Origin of the sequence: Lentzea sp. NPDC102401, assembly GCF_044765805.1 — a bacterium.
In the GTDB taxonomy this organism is placed as follows: Bacteria; Actinomycetota; Actinomycetes; order Mycobacteriales; family Pseudonocardiaceae; genus Lentzea; species Lentzea sokolovensis.
Map to the genome: position 1 here is coordinate 106,950 of NZ_JBIWKS010000012.1, position 13,800 is coordinate 120,749.

Below are 13,800 nucleotides of genomic sequence, written 5' to 3' on the forward strand. Positions count from 1 at the left end.
CACGCGTGCGTACGGGCACTCGTCTCACCTGGTGGAGATGTGTCTTACGTCTTGGCGTTCGAACGGCCGCGCAGCACCGTGTTGGCGGTTGACGCGTTCTTGATGGCCGTCTCGATCTGGGCCATCGTCGAACCGGAAGTGATCCCGGGCACGGTCGCGGTGTTCAACGCGTACAACGTGAACGTGTACGGGTTGGTCGATCCGCCGGGACAGGGCCCGAAGTACTTCAGGGCGTTGCCCCCGGACCCCATCGCCTTCTGCTTGGCCGATCCCTGACCGGGCACGGCGAACCCGGACCCGAGGTTCTCCGGCAACGACCGGGTGGAGCCCGGAATGTCCCAGATCGCCCAGTGCAGCTTGTTGCCGGAGTTCACCCGGTCCGCGAACACGATCGCGTAGGCCTGCGCCCCGGTCGACTCGCCCCACGCCAGCGGCGGCGAGGGGTCCTGACCGGCGACACCGTCACCGGCGCAGGTGTGCTTGGCCGGGATCATCGCGTCGTCCGCGAACGCCGGGGACGTCAGCTTGAAACCGCCGCCGCCACCGCCTTCGTAGACGATGTCGATGTGCAGGACGCGGTCGTTGCCGGCCGAGCCGTCCTTGTCCGTCGTCGTCGTCAGCCAGATGTCGCCGTCGCGGTCCACCTCGACCGTGCGCAGGCGGTTGTAGGTGCCCTGGAAGTAGATCTGCTGGTCGACGAGGTTGCCGTTGGCGTCGATGCGCATCCGGTAGATCCGCTGGCCGACGGTGGTGGCGACGAAGACGTAGTCGTTGATGATCGTCAGGCCGCTGGGTGAGGCCTGCGAGGTCGACCAGGTCTTCTTCGGCGGGATGGTGCCGGTGCAGTTGCCCGACGTCCCTTCACAGGCGTCCCAGCCGTAGTTGCCGCCCTTGGTGATCAGGTTGACCTCGTCCTGCGACGAGTTGCCGAACTCCGAGGCCCACAGGCGGCCCTGCGAGTCGAAGTCGAGGCCCTGCACGTTGCGGTGGCCGTAGCTCCAGATCGCCTTGCCCGAGAACGGGTTGTCGGACGGGATGGAGCCGTCCGGGTTGAGCCGCAGGATCTTGCCGGCGTTGGTGTTGAGGTTCTGCGCGTTGTTGCCGTTCTGCGCGTCACCGGTCGAGACGAACAGGTAGCGGCCGTCCGGGCTGAACCGCAGGCGTCCGCCGTTGTGGTAGCGGTTCTTCGGCACGCCACTCAGAAGTGTGGTCCAGCCGGAGAGCTGCGCGCCGTCGAACTGCGCCCTGACCAGGCGGTTTCCGTCGGCATAGGTGTGGTAGATGTAGATGAACCGGTCGGAGGCGAAGTTCGGCGAGACCTCGATGCCGAGCGCGCCGCCCTCACCGTTCGTGCCGACCGCGCCGGGCACCTTGCCGACGACGGTCTTGCTGCCGCCCTCGGTGATGCGCAGGACGTTGAACGTCTCGCGCTCGGTCACCAGCGCCGAGCCGTCGGGCAGGAACCCGAGGCCCCACGCCACGTCGACGCCGCCGGCGATCTGCGTGACGGCGCCGGGGTTCGGCACGCCGGTGCCGCCGCCCGCGCCGGGCTTGACGGAGATCTCGTTCGAGAACGCCGAGAAGTTGCCCGCCGCGTCCTTCGCCCGCACCTTCACCAGGTACGTCTGGCCGTTGACCAGGCCCGCGACGGTCGCGGAGGTGGCCGAACCGTCGGCGGTCTGCTTGAGAGCGCCGTCAAAGTGGATCTCGTAGCCGGTCACGGCCACGTTGTCCGTCGAAGCACCCCAGGCGATGGACACGCTGGTCGACGTGGTGCCGGTCGACCGCAGCGTCCCGGGAGTGGTGGGCGCCTGGCCGTCCGGCGGCGCGGGCTTGGTGCGGCCGGCGACGTTGTTCGACGCCTGCGAGACGTTGCCCGCGCGGTCCTTCGCGAACACGGTCCAGTCGTAGTCCGTGTCGGCGCGCAGGCCGGTCGCGGTGCCCTCCAGCACGTTGCCGACGCTCGTGACGAGCTGTCCGTGCTGGTAGATGTCGTAGCCGGTGACGCCCACGTTGTCGGTGGCCGCCTCCCACTTCAGCGACACCGAGTTGTGCGTGGAGCTCACGAACTGCAGGTTGCGCGGCGGCGTCGGCGCCTCGTTGTCCGCGGGACCGGTCAGCACCGCGGTGAGCTTGTCCGCGTTCGGGCCGCCGTTCGCGGTCGTCGCGGTCGCCTTGATCTTGTTCGAACCGGCATGCAGCGTGACCTTCAGGGTCCGCGTCTGCCACGTCGTCCAGGCGCCCGTGCCGGGGAACGACACGGTCTGCGCACCGGCGCCGTCCACGGTCACCGAGACCGGGCGGTCGACCGTCGTGCCGTTGGCGTAGCGGAACGTGAGGTCGTGCTCGCCGCCGGAGTCGGCGTTGATCGTGTACTCGACGGACGAGCCGATCACGTTGTCGTAGTTGACGAAGCCCGTGCCGGAGAAGCCGGCGTGGTTGGACTCCACGACGCCCTGCGAGATCGTCGCGTTCTCCGCCTCCTGCTCCAGGGCGGGAACTCCTCCGATCTCCTCGACCTCCAGGTAGTCGAGGTTCGGGCCGCCGGTGGCGCCGGTGGACGTGAGCTTGATCTTGTTCTCGCCCGCGTTCAGGTTCACGGTGTTCTCGGCCGACACCCACGTCGTCCACGCGCCCGTGCCCGCGAAGGCGCGCTCGTCGACGGCGAGACCGCCGTTGACGCTCACGTCGACCGGCCGGTTGTCCGCGGTTCCGTTGGCGTAGCGGAAGACCAGCTTCGCCTGGCCCGCCTTCGAGGCGTTCACGGTGAACTCGACCGAGCTCCCGGCCACGTTGTCGACGTTGACGAACCCGGTTCCGGAGAACCCGGCGTGGTTCGACTCCACCACGCCCTGCGAGATCGTCGCGCTCTCCGCTTCGTACCGCACCGGCGCCGCGAGGGCCGACTCCGGTACCGACATCACCGCGATGGCTGTTGTGCAGGCAACACCCATCGCGCCGAACGTGCGAAACGCCCGGCTTCTACTCGGTGCCACTGTTGTGCCTCCCACAAAGACGGGTAGGGGGATCACGACGGAGCGGCGGCGGATTCAGTTTTAGACAGGAAACTTTCCTGACTGTCGCGCAGATCACACCACCCGTGGCATCTGGAGTCAACCCCCTCCGAGAACTGCGGGAAAGCGCTTACCAGAATCCCGTTACCCGTCCCGGTTCTCGGCCAGCGCGGAGATGAGATCCGTGACCGAGCGGCTGAGCAGCAGATCGATCACGTGGACGCCTGTGGACTCACGCCGCTGCCACCCGAGGCGCTCAGCGAGCGCCGACAGCTTGATGATCTCGTGCGTGTCCATGGCGCGGAAGGATATGGCCGGAAGCCTGCCCGTTCGCGCAGGCCCGCCCGATGATCCACACGAAAGGGATCCGCCGGGAAGATCACACTGATGGACCTGTCCAATCCGTACGTACGGATTGGATTTCCCACCCTCCCCCTGCGACCATCTACCGGTGCCCAGGGTCAGTCAGGACCACCTCGACGCCCGCCGCCGTCAGATCCTCGACGGCGCGCGTTCCTGTTTCGCGCGACACGGCTACGAAGGTGCCACCGTACGCCGTCTGGAAGAGGCAACGGGACTCTCTCGCGGCGCGATCTTCCACCACTTCCGCGACAAGGAGTCGCTCTTCCTCGCACTCGCCGAGGACGACGCGCTCCGCATGGCCGACGTGGTGGCCGAACAGGGCCTCGTCCAGGTCATGCGCGACCTCCTCGACGAGCCGGAGAAGCGGACCGAGGAGCACGCCGCCGACTGGCTCGGCACGCGCCTCGAAGTCTCCCGCAGGCTCCGCACCGACCCGGATTTCCGGGCGCGCTGGGCCGAGCGCAGCGAACAGCTCACCGCCGCGACCCGTCAGCGCCTGATCCGGCAGCGCGAAGCCGGCAACCTGCGCGACGACGTCGACGTCACGGTGCTGACCAGCTTCCTGGAGCTCGTCCTCGAAGGCCTCGTCTCCCACCTCGCGATGGGCCTGCCCGCGGACGACATGGAACCCGTACTCGATCTAGTGGAAGAAACCGTGCGGCGACACCGCCGCAGCTCTTGAGAGTTCTTCGCGTACCACTCAATGTGGACGTATGCCGTCCACGCTGAAGACAGCCACTCAGTTCTTCGCGCTGCGCACGCTCGTCCGCGGCTACGCGCTGCTCGGTGACCCGTACGCCGGTGTCATGGCCTCGCCGCCGGACCGCGACCCGTACCCGATGTACGAGAAGGTGCGCGCCAAGGGCGACATGGTGCGCAGCCGCATGGGCGCCTACGTCACGCCGAGCCGCGAGATCTGCGACTCCGTGCTGCGCGACAACAGGTTCATCACCGCGACCTTCGACGAGGCGTCGATGGTGCCGATCACGCTGGTCAAGGACGGCGAGAAGATCGTCAACCCGGTGCAGGACTCGTTCCTGATGATGAACCCGCCGACGCACACCCGGTTGCGCAAGCTCGTCCAGCCGTTCTTCACGCCGCGTGCGCTGAAGGACCGCACCGAGTCCATCCAGAAGATCGTCACCCAGTACCTCGACCGCCTCGACGACCGGTTCGACGTGGTCTCCGAGTTCGCCTCGCAGGTGCCGATCCAGGTCATCGCGGACCTGCTGGGCGTGCCCGACGACCACAAGGACGTCTTCGCGCGCTGGGGAAGCTCGCTGGCGGAGACGCTCGACGGCGTGTGGTCGCACAAGCAGCTCAAGAACCTGCACGCCACGATCATCGAGTACAACGACTTCATCGACGGCCTGATGGACGAGCGCCGCCGCAACCCGAAGGACGACATCGTCAGCCACCTCGTCACGCAGCACGAGGACCTCAGCCGCGAGGATCTCGTTGCCACCACGGGGTTGCTGCTCTTCGCCGGGTTCGAGACGACGGTGAACCTGATCAGCAACGGCGTGCTGAAGGCGTTCGAGAACCCGCACACGATCGCGCCGCTGGCTCAGAGCCCGGAGTACGCCGAGGGGTTCGTCGAGGAGGTCCTGCGCCTCGACCCGCCCGTGCAGTACACGATCCGCTGGCCGAAGGAACGCCTGGAGCTGGCCGGGGTGTCCCTGCCGAAGGGCATGCCGGTGATGCTGATGCTGGCGGCCGCGAACCGCGACCCACGGGTGTTCACCGACCCGCTGAAGTTCGACCCGACACGGTCCAACGCGCGCGAGCACCTCGCGTTCAGCGCGGGCATCCACTACTGCATCGGCGCGGGACTGAGCCGCATCGAGGGCTCGCTCGCGTTGCACGAGCTCTTCAAGCGCTTCCCGAACCTCGGCGCGGACGGTCCGGTGACCCGCCGGCGGTCCAAGCTCATCCGCGGCGCGTTGCGACTTCCGGTGCGCGCCAACGAAACCAAACGGTCACTGGCAGTGAAGTCGAGCTGACCGCGGGCGAAATTTGTTGCGGCACGTGCTCGACTTCACCCGGCTGGAGCAATGTTCGTGCCCCAATGACACATGTGCGTAGTGCATCCTTGTAGACGAGAGGGAGACCCGCCGCACCGCCGCCGCGACGGGCCTCCCTTTCGCCTTTCCAGAGCGACCTACTCGACGCCCGACATGAGCTTGCGGATCGCCGGAGCCGCCACTGCGAGCGCGACACCTAGGACCACGGCCGCGCCACCGAGCGTGAAGAAGTACGCCGAGGGGCTCGTCGTGTAGAACTTCACGAGCTGCGCGGCCACGCCGGTACCGGCGGAGACCGCGAGGAACCACAGGCTCATCGTCTGCGACGCGAACGCCTTGGGCGCCAGCTTCGTCGTGACCGACAGGCCGACCGGCGACAGCATGAGCTCACCGCACGTCATGATCAGGAACATCAGCACGAGCCAGAGCGGCGTCACCTTGCCGTCGGCCGCCGAGTTGCTGGCGAAGTACATGAGCACGAACGACAGGCCCACGAGCACCAGCGCGCCGGCGAACTTGCGCGGGGTCGAGGGCGCGCGGTCCTTGAGCTTGAGCCACAGCCACGCGAACACCGGCGCCAGCGCGATGATCATGATCGGGTTGATCGACTGGAACCAGGCGACCGGGAACTCCCAGCCGAACACGTGGTTGTCGACGTGCGAGTCGGCGAACTCCGCGATCACCGAGGCGCTCTGCTCGAAGATCAGCCAGAACATCGCCGCCGCGACGAACAGCGGGATGTACGCGAGGACGCGCGGCTTCTCCTCCGGCAGCGTCTTCTTGCTGCGGTACATCACGGTGAAGTACGTGATGGGCAGGACGATCGACATGATGCTGATCATCAGGATGACGCCCTCGACGTCGCCCAGCACGTACGAGAGGACGCCGAGCGCACCGATCACGACCGCGATGAGGCCGATGATGCCGTAGACGCGGCCCTTCTCGTTCGGGTGCAACGGGTTCGGCGCCACGGCGGCCGAACCGCGCAGGTTCTTGCGGCCGAGCCGGTACTGGATCAGACCGGCCGCCATGCCGACCGCCGCGACAGCGAACCCGGCGTGGAAGCCGACGCCGTCCGCGAGCGCGCCGGTGATCAGCGGCGAGACGAAGCCACCGATGTTGATCGCCATGTAGAAGACCGTGAAACCAGCGTCGCGGCGCGTGTCGTCCTTGGCGTAGAGGCCGCCGACGACGGTCGAGATGTTCGGCTTGAGCAGGCCTGTGCCGAAGACGATGAAGATCAGGCCGAGGTACACGCCCGTGATCCCGATGGGCAGTGCCAGTGCGATGTGACCGCACATGATCAGCACGCCGCCGTAGAACGTCGAGCGCTGCCCACCCCAGACGCGGTCGGCGAGCCAGCCGCCCGCGACACCGGACATGTAGACCGCGGTGCCGTAGATGGCCACGACCGACAGGGCGAGCGCCTTGTCGACGCCGAGACCTCCCTCGGACACGGCTGTCCACAGGTAGAGGCCGAGGATGGCCTTCATCCCGTAGAACGAGAACCGTTCCCAGAGTTCGGTGAAGAACAGCGTGGACAGGCCTCGGGGGTGCCCGAAGAATCCCTTGTCCTGCGCGGAGATGCTGGCGCTAGGAGCGCTCACAGTCATCGTCCTCTCGTGTCAACGATGTCACGGCGGATCTGGTCGAGATTACGCCGAACGCTCGTACGGTTAGAAATCAGGGTTGCGTCCGAGTGGCCCAACTCTCACCTCGGGGTGCGCTCCTGGGCGAGATTTGATGCACTGCTGGGATGGACTTGATCCAGGCGCACGGCGTGGCGATGACGGAGTTCGACCGACGGGTCCGGGAGATCGCTCCTGACCAGTGGTCGCTCGGCACCCCCTGCCGGGAGTGGTCGGTCAGAGACCTCGTCGGCCACCTGGTCTACGAGCAGCTCTGGGCCCCGGAACTGCTCGCCGGCTGCACGGCGGAGCAGGTCGGCGACCGCTTCGACCACGACAACCTGGGCGACGACCCGCTCGTGTCCTGGGTCGTGGCGGCCGCGGCGGCGCGCGAGGCGTGGCTGGGCAAGTACGCGCTGGCGAAACCCGTGCACGTCTCGTCGGGAACGCTGGACGCCGAGGAGTACTGCTGGCAGATGACCACGGATCTCGCGGTCCACGCCTGGGATCTGGCGCGCTCGATCGGCGCGGACGAACGAATTGATCCCGATCTCGCGTCGACCGTGTTGAAGTACGTCGAACGAAACATCGACGAGTGGAGTGGTTCGTCCATGTTCGATTCGCCCGTTCCGGTTGGCGCGGACGCCGACGACCAAACACGACTGATTGGACTTCTGGGACGTAAGCCTTAGCCCCTTGACGGGCAGATCGCGAATTGCGCACAGTAAGCCTGCCGCCGCTTTCAGTCAGGAAAGTTCCCTGTCGAAAGAGGCAACAATGCGCAAGCTCGCCCCAGGGCTTTTCGCCGTGTCCGCTCTCGTCGCTTCCCTCTTCGCGTCCCCCGCAGCCCAGGCCGCCGGCCCGAGCGCGTCGCAACTGCTGGCCAAGCTCACGTCGTGCTCGCAGATCTCCAGCGGCAAGTACCGGTCGGATTCCGAGACGTCCGCGAACATCCCGGTCTGCGGCAAGAACGGCGCCGTTTGGTACAAGGCCGACCTGGACGTCGACTGCGACGGCCAGCGCACCGCGAAGTGCAGCGAGAGCACCGACCCGTGGTTCCAGCCCGACACCGCGTTCCACGACTCGAAGGGAAAGCCGCTGGTCGCGGACAAGCTGCCGTACGTGGTGGTGCCCTCGCCGAGCGGCACCTGGGACTACCGCAAGTTCGGCATCCAGGGCGGTGGCGTCGTCGCCGTCATCTACAACGGCCGGGTCGACTACGCGGTGGTCGGCGACACGGGCCCGACCGCGATCATCGGTGAGGCCTCGTACGCGTCCGCGGTGAACCTGGGCATCAACCCGAACCCGGAGAACGGCGGCACCGACGGCCCGGTGCACTACCTCTACTTCAAGAACTCGAAGGTCTCCCCGATCGAGGACCACGCGAAGGCCACCTCACTCGGTGAGTCACTCGCACAGCAGTTCCTGAGCCAGAACTAGATTTCCCGGTTCTTTTTCCGAAACGCCCCGCTCCGCATCCCCCTGTGCCTCCTGCGGGGCGGGGCGTTCCTCCCCCGGCCGCGAACCCCGGATTCCCCCCGGACCGTTGGTCGCACCGCATTTCTACAGGTAGATCGTTGTCCGGTGTCGGAGCGCTTTCAGCGGACAACGACCTCCGGACAACGTTTTGGTCTCTGCTCCAAAGTGACGCACCTGATGCCCACGGCGTCGAGGTGCTCGCTGACCCGGACGAACCCGGCGCTCTCGTAGAACGCGATGTTCCCGGCGCTCTCGGCCCCGGTGAACAGCCAGACGACCTCCACCTCGTCCGGCGCGTGCTCGGTGATCGCCTGGAGGAGCTTCCGCCCGGCCCCGGCGCCCTGGACGTCCGGCGCGACGGACAGCCGGGCGACCTCCATCCGCTCACCGTCGACGCGGCTGCGCACCGACCCGACGAGCCTGGAGCCGCTGAACGCGCCGAGCGCGGGCGTGCCGTCCTCGAGATGCTTCCGGATCTCGTCGAGGGTCTCGACCAGCGGCGGCAGGTCCCACGCGCCGTACCGTCTGGCTTCCTGGAGGTACGCGGCACGCTGGATCGTCATGACCTCACCGGCGTGCTCGGGCTTCAGCTGTCCGATGTGGACGTTCACGGCCCGGTGACCCCCGGCGTCCAGCTCTCCGGCAGGCCGCTCTCCGTGAGGATGATCTGGTGGTCGTGGAACCCTTGCGGCGCATCGGGCTGCCACGGCCACTGCCCCTGCGGAGTCGGCACGATCATCTGCACGGCCGCGAACTCCGACCCGTCGTAGAGCAGGTACGCGCTCCCGAAGAACTCCGGGTAGAACCCCTTGTACACCCGCTCGAACGTGATCGGCACGCCCTCGAAGAAGTCGTCGTAGAGCTTGCCCGGCTGGAACCGCTCGCCGTCGCTGGCCCGCTTCACGTACATGTTGACCAGGTTCTCGCCCATGCCCTGCGGCAGCCCGATCACCACCGCCTCGGCCACCCCGAACCGGCGCCAGGCTCCCACCGAGAACACGTAACCCGGCCCCTCGGCATCCGGGTTCACGACGATGTTGGTGTGGCCGTACCGGTCGGCCGCGGAGAGCAGACGGGCCCTCAGCTCGATGTCTTCGTCGGAAAGCACGACACCCAGCCTACGGCACCCCTCCGGCACCTTATGCCTGCTTGGAGCTGTTCCAACGCTCCCACCTTCAGGCAGATTTGGCGCGAAACGATAGAGGTTTCGCGGTCTCTGCCCCTACCGTCCGTCCATGCCCAAGAGATCGTCCAGCGTGGTGGGCCGCGAGTTCGGCAACGGCGTCCGAGCCGCCATCGAGAGCACCGGACTGACCCAGCGCCAGCTCGCCGAGGTGCTCGGCTGGCAGGAGGCCAAACTGTCCGACATGCTCGCCGGCAAGGGCGGCGTGAACGAGTTGGAAGTCGCCACGCTGCTCGCCTACTGCCGCGTCCCGCTCGCCGAACGCGAACGCCTGCTCGACCTGTTCCGCGAGTCCGGCAGCTTCTACGTGCAGATTCCCGAGGACGGCCTGCCCGACCAGGCCCGCACTCTGATCAACCAGGAGAAGGAAGCCAACGAGATCATCGACTGGTCGATGATCGTGGTGCCCGGCCTGCTCCAGATTCGGGAGTACATCGAGGCTGTCACCGCCAAGGCACGGACGGTCCCGCCGGAGAACATCCCGGCGACGGTGGAGGCGAGGGTCGCCCGAGCGGAGATCCTCGAATACAGCCGGACCTTCACCTTCTACCTGCACGAGCAGGCGCTGTGGCTTCCGGTCGGCGGCGAGGAGGTGTGGCGGGAGCAGCTCGCTCACCTGCTGCGGATGTCGGTGCGGAACTACATCACCATCCGGATCATCCCGAGGTCGGTCGGCATGCACGCCGGTGCTGCGGGCGACTTCCGGCTGATGAAGTTCCCGAAGTACCCACCGGTCGTCTACATCGAGAGCGTGAAGTGTGGGCTGTTCTTCGATGACAAGGGCACCGTCGAGGTCTACGAGAACATCCTGAAGGACCTCGCTGCCGTCGCCCTGGATGAGGAAGAATCGAGGGCGGTGATCAACAGCATCTTGGAGGGCCTCCAATGACCGTGTGGCGCAAGAGCACCTACACCGGCGACGGCAACAACTGCGTCGAGGTCGGCCGTGGCGTCGGCATCCGTGACAGCAAGGCGCCGACCACGCACCTCCCCTTCTCTTCTGATGCGTGGTCGGCGTTCTTGAACAACGTGAAGGCCACTCAGTCGCAGTGATGCGTGGCGGTTAGGTCGACTTGGCCGATCGCGTCCGGCGCGAACGACAGGGCGTCACTGCCCCTGAACCTCGGCCAGCCCGGTTCGCCGTGGGCGGCGAAGGCGGCCCAGTGGTCGATCATGCGCTCGGACAACTTCTCCTGGGCGGGCGTGAACTTCGGGGTTCGCCCGCCCAGGTCGAAGAAGTCCCACAGGTCCGACGCGTGCTGGGCACCCAGCGGCATGGTCGGCGGAAGCGGTGACAGCTTCGGCGGAGTGGGGTCGGCGAACTCGTAGGCGTACACGCGCGTCTTGGCCGCAAGCCCACGATCGGTCTTGAGCTGGGTGCAGGACCACATCTTGTCCGTCACCAGCGCAGCCCATGCGAGTGCCGCCGACCCGTACTTCTCGGGCGAGTACACGGCCCTGACCGCCGCCGCCTGGTCGCCGAAAGTCTCAGCGAGCACCGTCTCGAAGGTGTCGGGACGCATCGCGGCGGTCCCGTTGTCCTCGTAGGCGGCGATCCACGGCCGTGCCTCGTCCCGCGTCGTGCCGCTGAGCACCGGCACACGGTGGAATCGCCCGTCCCGCACGGCATCGCCCGGATAGGTGGGCAGCGCGGCCGTTCCGTACGCGGGTTGGATGAAGGCGCGCTGGTACGGCATCAGCTTCTCGATCTCCTTGCCGCGCAAACACTCCACGTCCGCGCACTTCAACTCGCGTGCCACGTCGGCCCCGTGCGCCGCGACCGCGTCCAACGGCTGGAAGATCGTCGCTTCCTGCTCGCCGCGGTACTCGAAGTTGTCGAGCCACCCGGTCGCGCACGATCCGCTCTGCATGACCGCCTTGTCGAACAACCCGGCCGCGCCCGGCGACGTGAGCTGCGCGCACACGCTCATCGCCCCGGCCGACTGCCCGGCCAGTGTCACGTTGCGCGGGTCCCCGCCGAACGCGCCGATGTTGGCCCGCACCCACTTGAGCGCGGCCTGCTGGTCGCGCAGGCCGAACGTCCCGGATCCCGGCAGCCCCGGCATGCCCAGGAACCCGAAGATCCCGAGCCGGTAGTTGATCGTCACCACGACGACGTCGCCGCGTTCCGCGAACCGCCGCGCGTCGTAATTGGACCCGCCCCCCATGTAGTACCCGCCGCCGTGCAGCCACACGACCACGGGCTTGTGCTTGCCCGCGGGCGCCGTGACGTTGAGGTAGAGGCAGTCCTCGCTGTCGCTGCCCTTCGGCAACTCGCCCGGCAGCTGAGCGCACGCCGGTCCCGGCTCGACCGCGTCCCGCACGCCGTCCCACTTCGCAGGCGGTCGCGGGTCGCGCCACCTCAGGTCGTGGACCGGCGGAGCGGCGTACGGAATCCCCTCGAACACCCGCGTGCTTCCGCCGCTTTCCCCACGCACGGCGCCGTATCCGGTCCGCACGACCAGGTCGTCCGCCGACGCCACCGCCGTGCTCGCCAGCAGCCCGGCCGCGACGAGCGGCACCACCCAACGCAATCGCATGACATCTCCCCAGTTCGGTGTCAGGGGACCAGTCCACCGCCACAGGAGCCGTCTCACGACCCTCCAAGGTCTAGCGCCACGTCCGCCATTCGTCGGACATGCAGAACGCCGGCCACGCGATTCGCGTGACCGGCGTTCCGTCGAAAGTGGGACGTGCTCAGCCGACCTCGGCCATGACCTCGTCGGACACGTCGAAGTTCGCGAAGACGTTCTGCACGTCGTCGCAGTCCTCCAGCGCGTCGATGAGCTTGAAGATCTTCTTCGCGCCCTCGACCTCCAGCTGCACCGACACCGAAGGCATGAAGCTCGACTCGGCCGACTCGTAGTCGATGCCCGCGTCCTGCAGCGCCTTGCGGACCGGGATCAGGTCACCGGCCTCGGACACGACCTCGAAGGCCTCGCCCAGGTCGTTGACCTCCTCGGCACCCGCCTCCAGCACCGCGAGCATCACGTCGTCCTCGGACGTCTCCGCCTTCGGCACGATCACGACACCCTTGCGGCTGAACATGTACGACACCGAACCGGGGTCGGCCATCGAACCGCCGTTGCGCGTCATCGCCGTGCGAACCTCGGTGGCGGCACGGTTGCGGTTGTCCGTGAGGCACTCGATGAGCACCGCGACACCGTTGGGCCCGTAGCCCTCGTACATGATGGTCTGCCAGTCGGCACCGCCGGCCTCTTCACCACCACCGCGCTTGCGGGCGCGTTCGATGTTGTCCAGCGGCACCGAGTTCTTGCGGGCCTTCTGGATCGCGTCGAACAGCGTCGGGTTGCCATCCGGGTCCCCACCACCCGTGCGGGCCGCGACCTCGATGTTCTTGATCAGCCGCGCGAACAGCTTGCCGCGCTTGGCGTCAATGGCGGCCTTCTTGTGCTTGGTGGTCGCCCACTTGGAGTGGCCGCTCATTTCTCCTCCGAACCAGTCAAACCACGAACCATGTCCACGAACAGGCGATGGACGCGCTCATCCCCCGTGAGCTCCGGATGAAACGCCGTGGCCAGCACGTTGCCCTGCCTGACCGCGACGATCCTACCGGCGGCATCACCCGCTTCAGCCGTAACGGGCACCGTAGCGAGAACCTCGACCCCCTCGCCAACCGCCTCCACCCACGGCGCACGGATGAACACGGCGTGCACGTTCTCGCCGGCCAGGTCGAGATCGGTCTCGAACGAGTCGATCTGCCGTCCGAACGCGTTCCTGCGCACCGTGACCGCCAGGCCACCGAGCTGTTCCTGGTCCTCACGGCCGTCCAGCACCGTCTCGGCCAGCAGGATCATGCCCGCGCACGACCCGTAGGCGGGGAATCCGGCCTTGATCTTGGCCTTGAGCGGTTCGAGCAGCTCGAAGTTGACCAGGAGCTTGCTGATGGTCGTCGACTCGCCGCCGGGGATGACGATGCCGTCCAGCTCGTCCAGTTCCTCGGGCCTGCGAATGGGCCGTGCGGTGACATCACACTTCGCGAGGGACACGAGGTGTTCCTGGACATCGCCCTGTAGAGCGAGCACGCCAATGACGGGAGGGGCAGCGACAACCATGCTCACCAGCATATTCGAGCGCGATCGGCCCGG

General features: G+C 67.2%; 14 protein-coding genes. 6 read left to right on the forward strand and 8 right to left on the reverse strand.

All coding sequences use genetic code 11. The features are described 5' to 3' along the window. Window positions 1-44: 44 nt before the first annotated feature. Window positions 45-2,954: a PQQ-dependent sugar dehydrogenase gene (locus ACIRG5_RS34895; protein WP_402912881.1), complete on the reverse strand. Its 2,910-nt coding sequence runs from the start codon at window positions 2,952-2,954 to the stop codon at window positions 45-47. Between the two features lie 204 nt (window positions 2,955-3,158). Beyond that, complete coding sequence (locus ACIRG5_RS34900) at window positions 3,159-3,311, reverse strand: hypothetical protein (RefSeq protein ID WP_402912883.1); 153 nt, start codon at window positions 3,309-3,311, stop codon at window positions 3,159-3,161. Window positions 3,312-3,465: 154 nt separating this feature from the next. Here ACIRG5_RS34900 and ACIRG5_RS34905 point away from each other — a divergent pair, with 154 nt between their 5' ends. Both ACIRG5_RS34905 and ACIRG5_RS34910 read left to right on the forward strand, forming a co-directional pair. Beyond that, window positions 3,466-4,059: a TetR/AcrR family transcriptional regulator gene (locus ACIRG5_RS34905; protein ID WP_402912886.1), complete on the forward strand. Its 594-nt coding sequence runs from the start codon at window positions 3,466-3,468 to the stop codon at window positions 4,057-4,059. Window positions 4,060-4,090: 31 nt separating this feature from the next. Next, a complete protein-coding gene (locus ACIRG5_RS34910) occupies window positions 4,091-5,380 on the forward strand; it encodes a cytochrome P450 (protein ID WP_402912888.1) in 1,290 nt (429 codons plus the stop codon). A 158-nt stretch (window positions 5,381-5,538) separates the two neighbouring features. Here ACIRG5_RS34910 and ACIRG5_RS34915 read toward each other — a convergent pair whose 3' ends face one another. Further along, window positions 5,539-7,014, reverse strand: a complete 1,476-nt coding sequence (locus ACIRG5_RS34915; protein ID WP_402912890.1) for a peptide MFS transporter — start codon at window positions 7,012-7,014, stop codon at window positions 5,539-5,541. Between the two features lie 143 nt (window positions 7,015-7,157). Between ACIRG5_RS34915 and ACIRG5_RS34920 the strand changes: the two genes are divergently transcribed. Together ACIRG5_RS34920 and ACIRG5_RS34925 are read left to right on the forward strand one after the other, a co-directional pair. Next, entirely contained in the window at window positions 7,158-7,721 is a 564-nt protein-coding gene (locus ACIRG5_RS34920) for a TIGR03086 family metal-binding protein (protein ID WP_402912893.1), read from the forward strand. Window positions 7,722-7,806: 85 nt separating this feature from the next. After that, on the forward strand, window positions 7,807-8,469 hold the full coding sequence (locus ACIRG5_RS34925; RefSeq protein ID WP_402912895.1) for a glycoside hydrolase family 75 protein: 663 nt from the start codon (window positions 7,807-7,809) through the stop codon (window positions 8,467-8,469). Between the two features lie 158 nt (window positions 8,470-8,627). Here the strand turns inward: ACIRG5_RS34925 and ACIRG5_RS34930 are convergent, their stop codons facing one another. Both ACIRG5_RS34930 and ACIRG5_RS34935 read right to left on the reverse strand, forming a co-directional pair. After that, complete coding sequence (locus tag ACIRG5_RS34930) at window positions 8,628-9,119, reverse strand: GNAT family N-acetyltransferase (protein WP_402912897.1); 492 nt, start codon at window positions 9,117-9,119, stop codon at window positions 8,628-8,630. Further along, window positions 9,116-9,616 carry a DUF4262 domain-containing protein gene (locus tag ACIRG5_RS34935; protein ID WP_402912899.1) on the reverse strand — a complete coding sequence of 167 codons (501 nt, stop codon included), beginning with the start codon at window positions 9,614-9,616 and terminating at the stop codon, window positions 9,116-9,118. Before ACIRG5_RS34935 ends, ACIRG5_RS34930 begins: the two co-directional genes overlap by 4 nt. Window positions 9,617-9,743: 127 nt before the next feature. On the opposite strand from ACIRG5_RS34935, the gene ACIRG5_RS34940 reads away from it, so the two are divergent. Both ACIRG5_RS34940 and ACIRG5_RS34945 read left to right on the forward strand, forming a co-directional pair. Next, entirely contained in the window at window positions 9,744-10,580 is an 837-nt protein-coding gene (locus ACIRG5_RS34940) for a helix-turn-helix domain-containing protein (RefSeq protein WP_402912902.1), read from the forward strand. After that, window positions 10,577-10,744, forward strand: coding sequence for a DUF397 domain-containing protein (locus tag ACIRG5_RS34945; RefSeq protein ID WP_402912904.1), 168 nt, complete (start codon window positions 10,577-10,579; stop codon window positions 10,742-10,744). The genes ACIRG5_RS34940 and ACIRG5_RS34945 overlap by 4 nt, the downstream gene beginning before the upstream one ends. Here ACIRG5_RS34945 and ACIRG5_RS34950 read toward each other — a convergent pair. From ACIRG5_RS34950 to pdxT, 3 genes are all read right to left on the reverse strand, one after another. Then, window positions 10,732-12,231, reverse strand: a complete 1,500-nt coding sequence (locus tag ACIRG5_RS34950) for a carboxylesterase/lipase family protein (protein WP_402912906.1) — start codon at window positions 12,229-12,231, stop codon at window positions 10,732-10,734. The genes ACIRG5_RS34945 and ACIRG5_RS34950 overlap by 13 nt on opposite strands. Before the next feature lie 157 nt (window positions 12,232-12,388). Continuing rightward, entirely contained in the window at window positions 12,389-13,138 is a 750-nt protein-coding gene (locus ACIRG5_RS34955; protein WP_402912908.1) for a YebC/PmpR family DNA-binding transcriptional regulator, read from the reverse strand. Continuing rightward, window positions 13,135-13,779 carry a pyridoxal 5'-phosphate synthase glutaminase subunit PdxT gene (pdxT, locus tag ACIRG5_RS34960; RefSeq protein ID WP_402912910.1) on the reverse strand — a complete coding sequence of 215 codons (645 nt, stop codon included), beginning with the start codon at window positions 13,777-13,779 and terminating at the stop codon, window positions 13,135-13,137. Before pdxT ends, ACIRG5_RS34955 begins: the two co-directional genes overlap by 4 nt. Between the last annotated feature and the right edge of the window lie 21 nt (window positions 13,780-13,800).

What these genes read in the sequence shown, in the direction of transcription:
- ACIRG5_RS34915 (WP_402912890.1), bottom strand. Translation starts at nt 7,014, where the DNA reads ATGACTGTGAGCGCTCCTAGCGCCAGCATCTCCGCGCAGGACAAGGGA.
- ACIRG5_RS34910 (WP_402912888.1), top strand. Translation starts at nt 4,091, where the DNA reads ATGCCGTCCACGCTGAAGACAGCCACTCAGTTCTTCGCGCTGCGCACG.
- ACIRG5_RS34950 (WP_402912906.1), bottom strand. Translation starts at nt 12,231, where the DNA reads ATGCGATTGCGTTGGGTGGTGCCGCTCGTCGCGGCCGGGCTGCTGGCG.
- ACIRG5_RS34900 (WP_402912883.1), bottom strand. Translation starts at nt 3,311, where the DNA reads ATGGACACGCACGAGATCATCAAGCTGTCGGCGCTCGCTGAGCGCCTC.
- ACIRG5_RS34945 (WP_402912904.1), top strand. Translation starts at nt 10,577, where the DNA reads ATGACCGTGTGGCGCAAGAGCACCTACACCGGCGACGGCAACAACTGC.
- pdxT (WP_402912910.1), bottom strand. Translation starts at nt 13,779, where the DNA reads ATGCTGGTGAGCATGGTTGTCGCTGCCCCTCCCGTCATTGGCGTGCTC.
- ACIRG5_RS34940 (WP_402912902.1), top strand. Translation starts at nt 9,744, where the DNA reads ATGCCCAAGAGATCGTCCAGCGTGGTGGGCCGCGAGTTCGGCAACGGC.
- ACIRG5_RS34895 (WP_402912881.1), bottom strand. Translation starts at nt 2,954, where the DNA reads ATGGGTGTTGCCTGCACAACAGCCATCGCGGTGATGTCGGTACCGGAG.
- ACIRG5_RS34920 (WP_402912893.1), top strand. Translation starts at nt 7,158, where the DNA reads ATGGACTTGATCCAGGCGCACGGCGTGGCGATGACGGAGTTCGACCGA.
- ACIRG5_RS34925 (WP_402912895.1), top strand. Translation starts at nt 7,807, where the DNA reads ATGCGCAAGCTCGCCCCAGGGCTTTTCGCCGTGTCCGCTCTCGTCGCT.
- ACIRG5_RS34955 (WP_402912908.1), bottom strand. Translation starts at nt 13,138, where the DNA reads ATGAGCGGCCACTCCAAGTGGGCGACCACCAAGCACAAGAAGGCCGCC.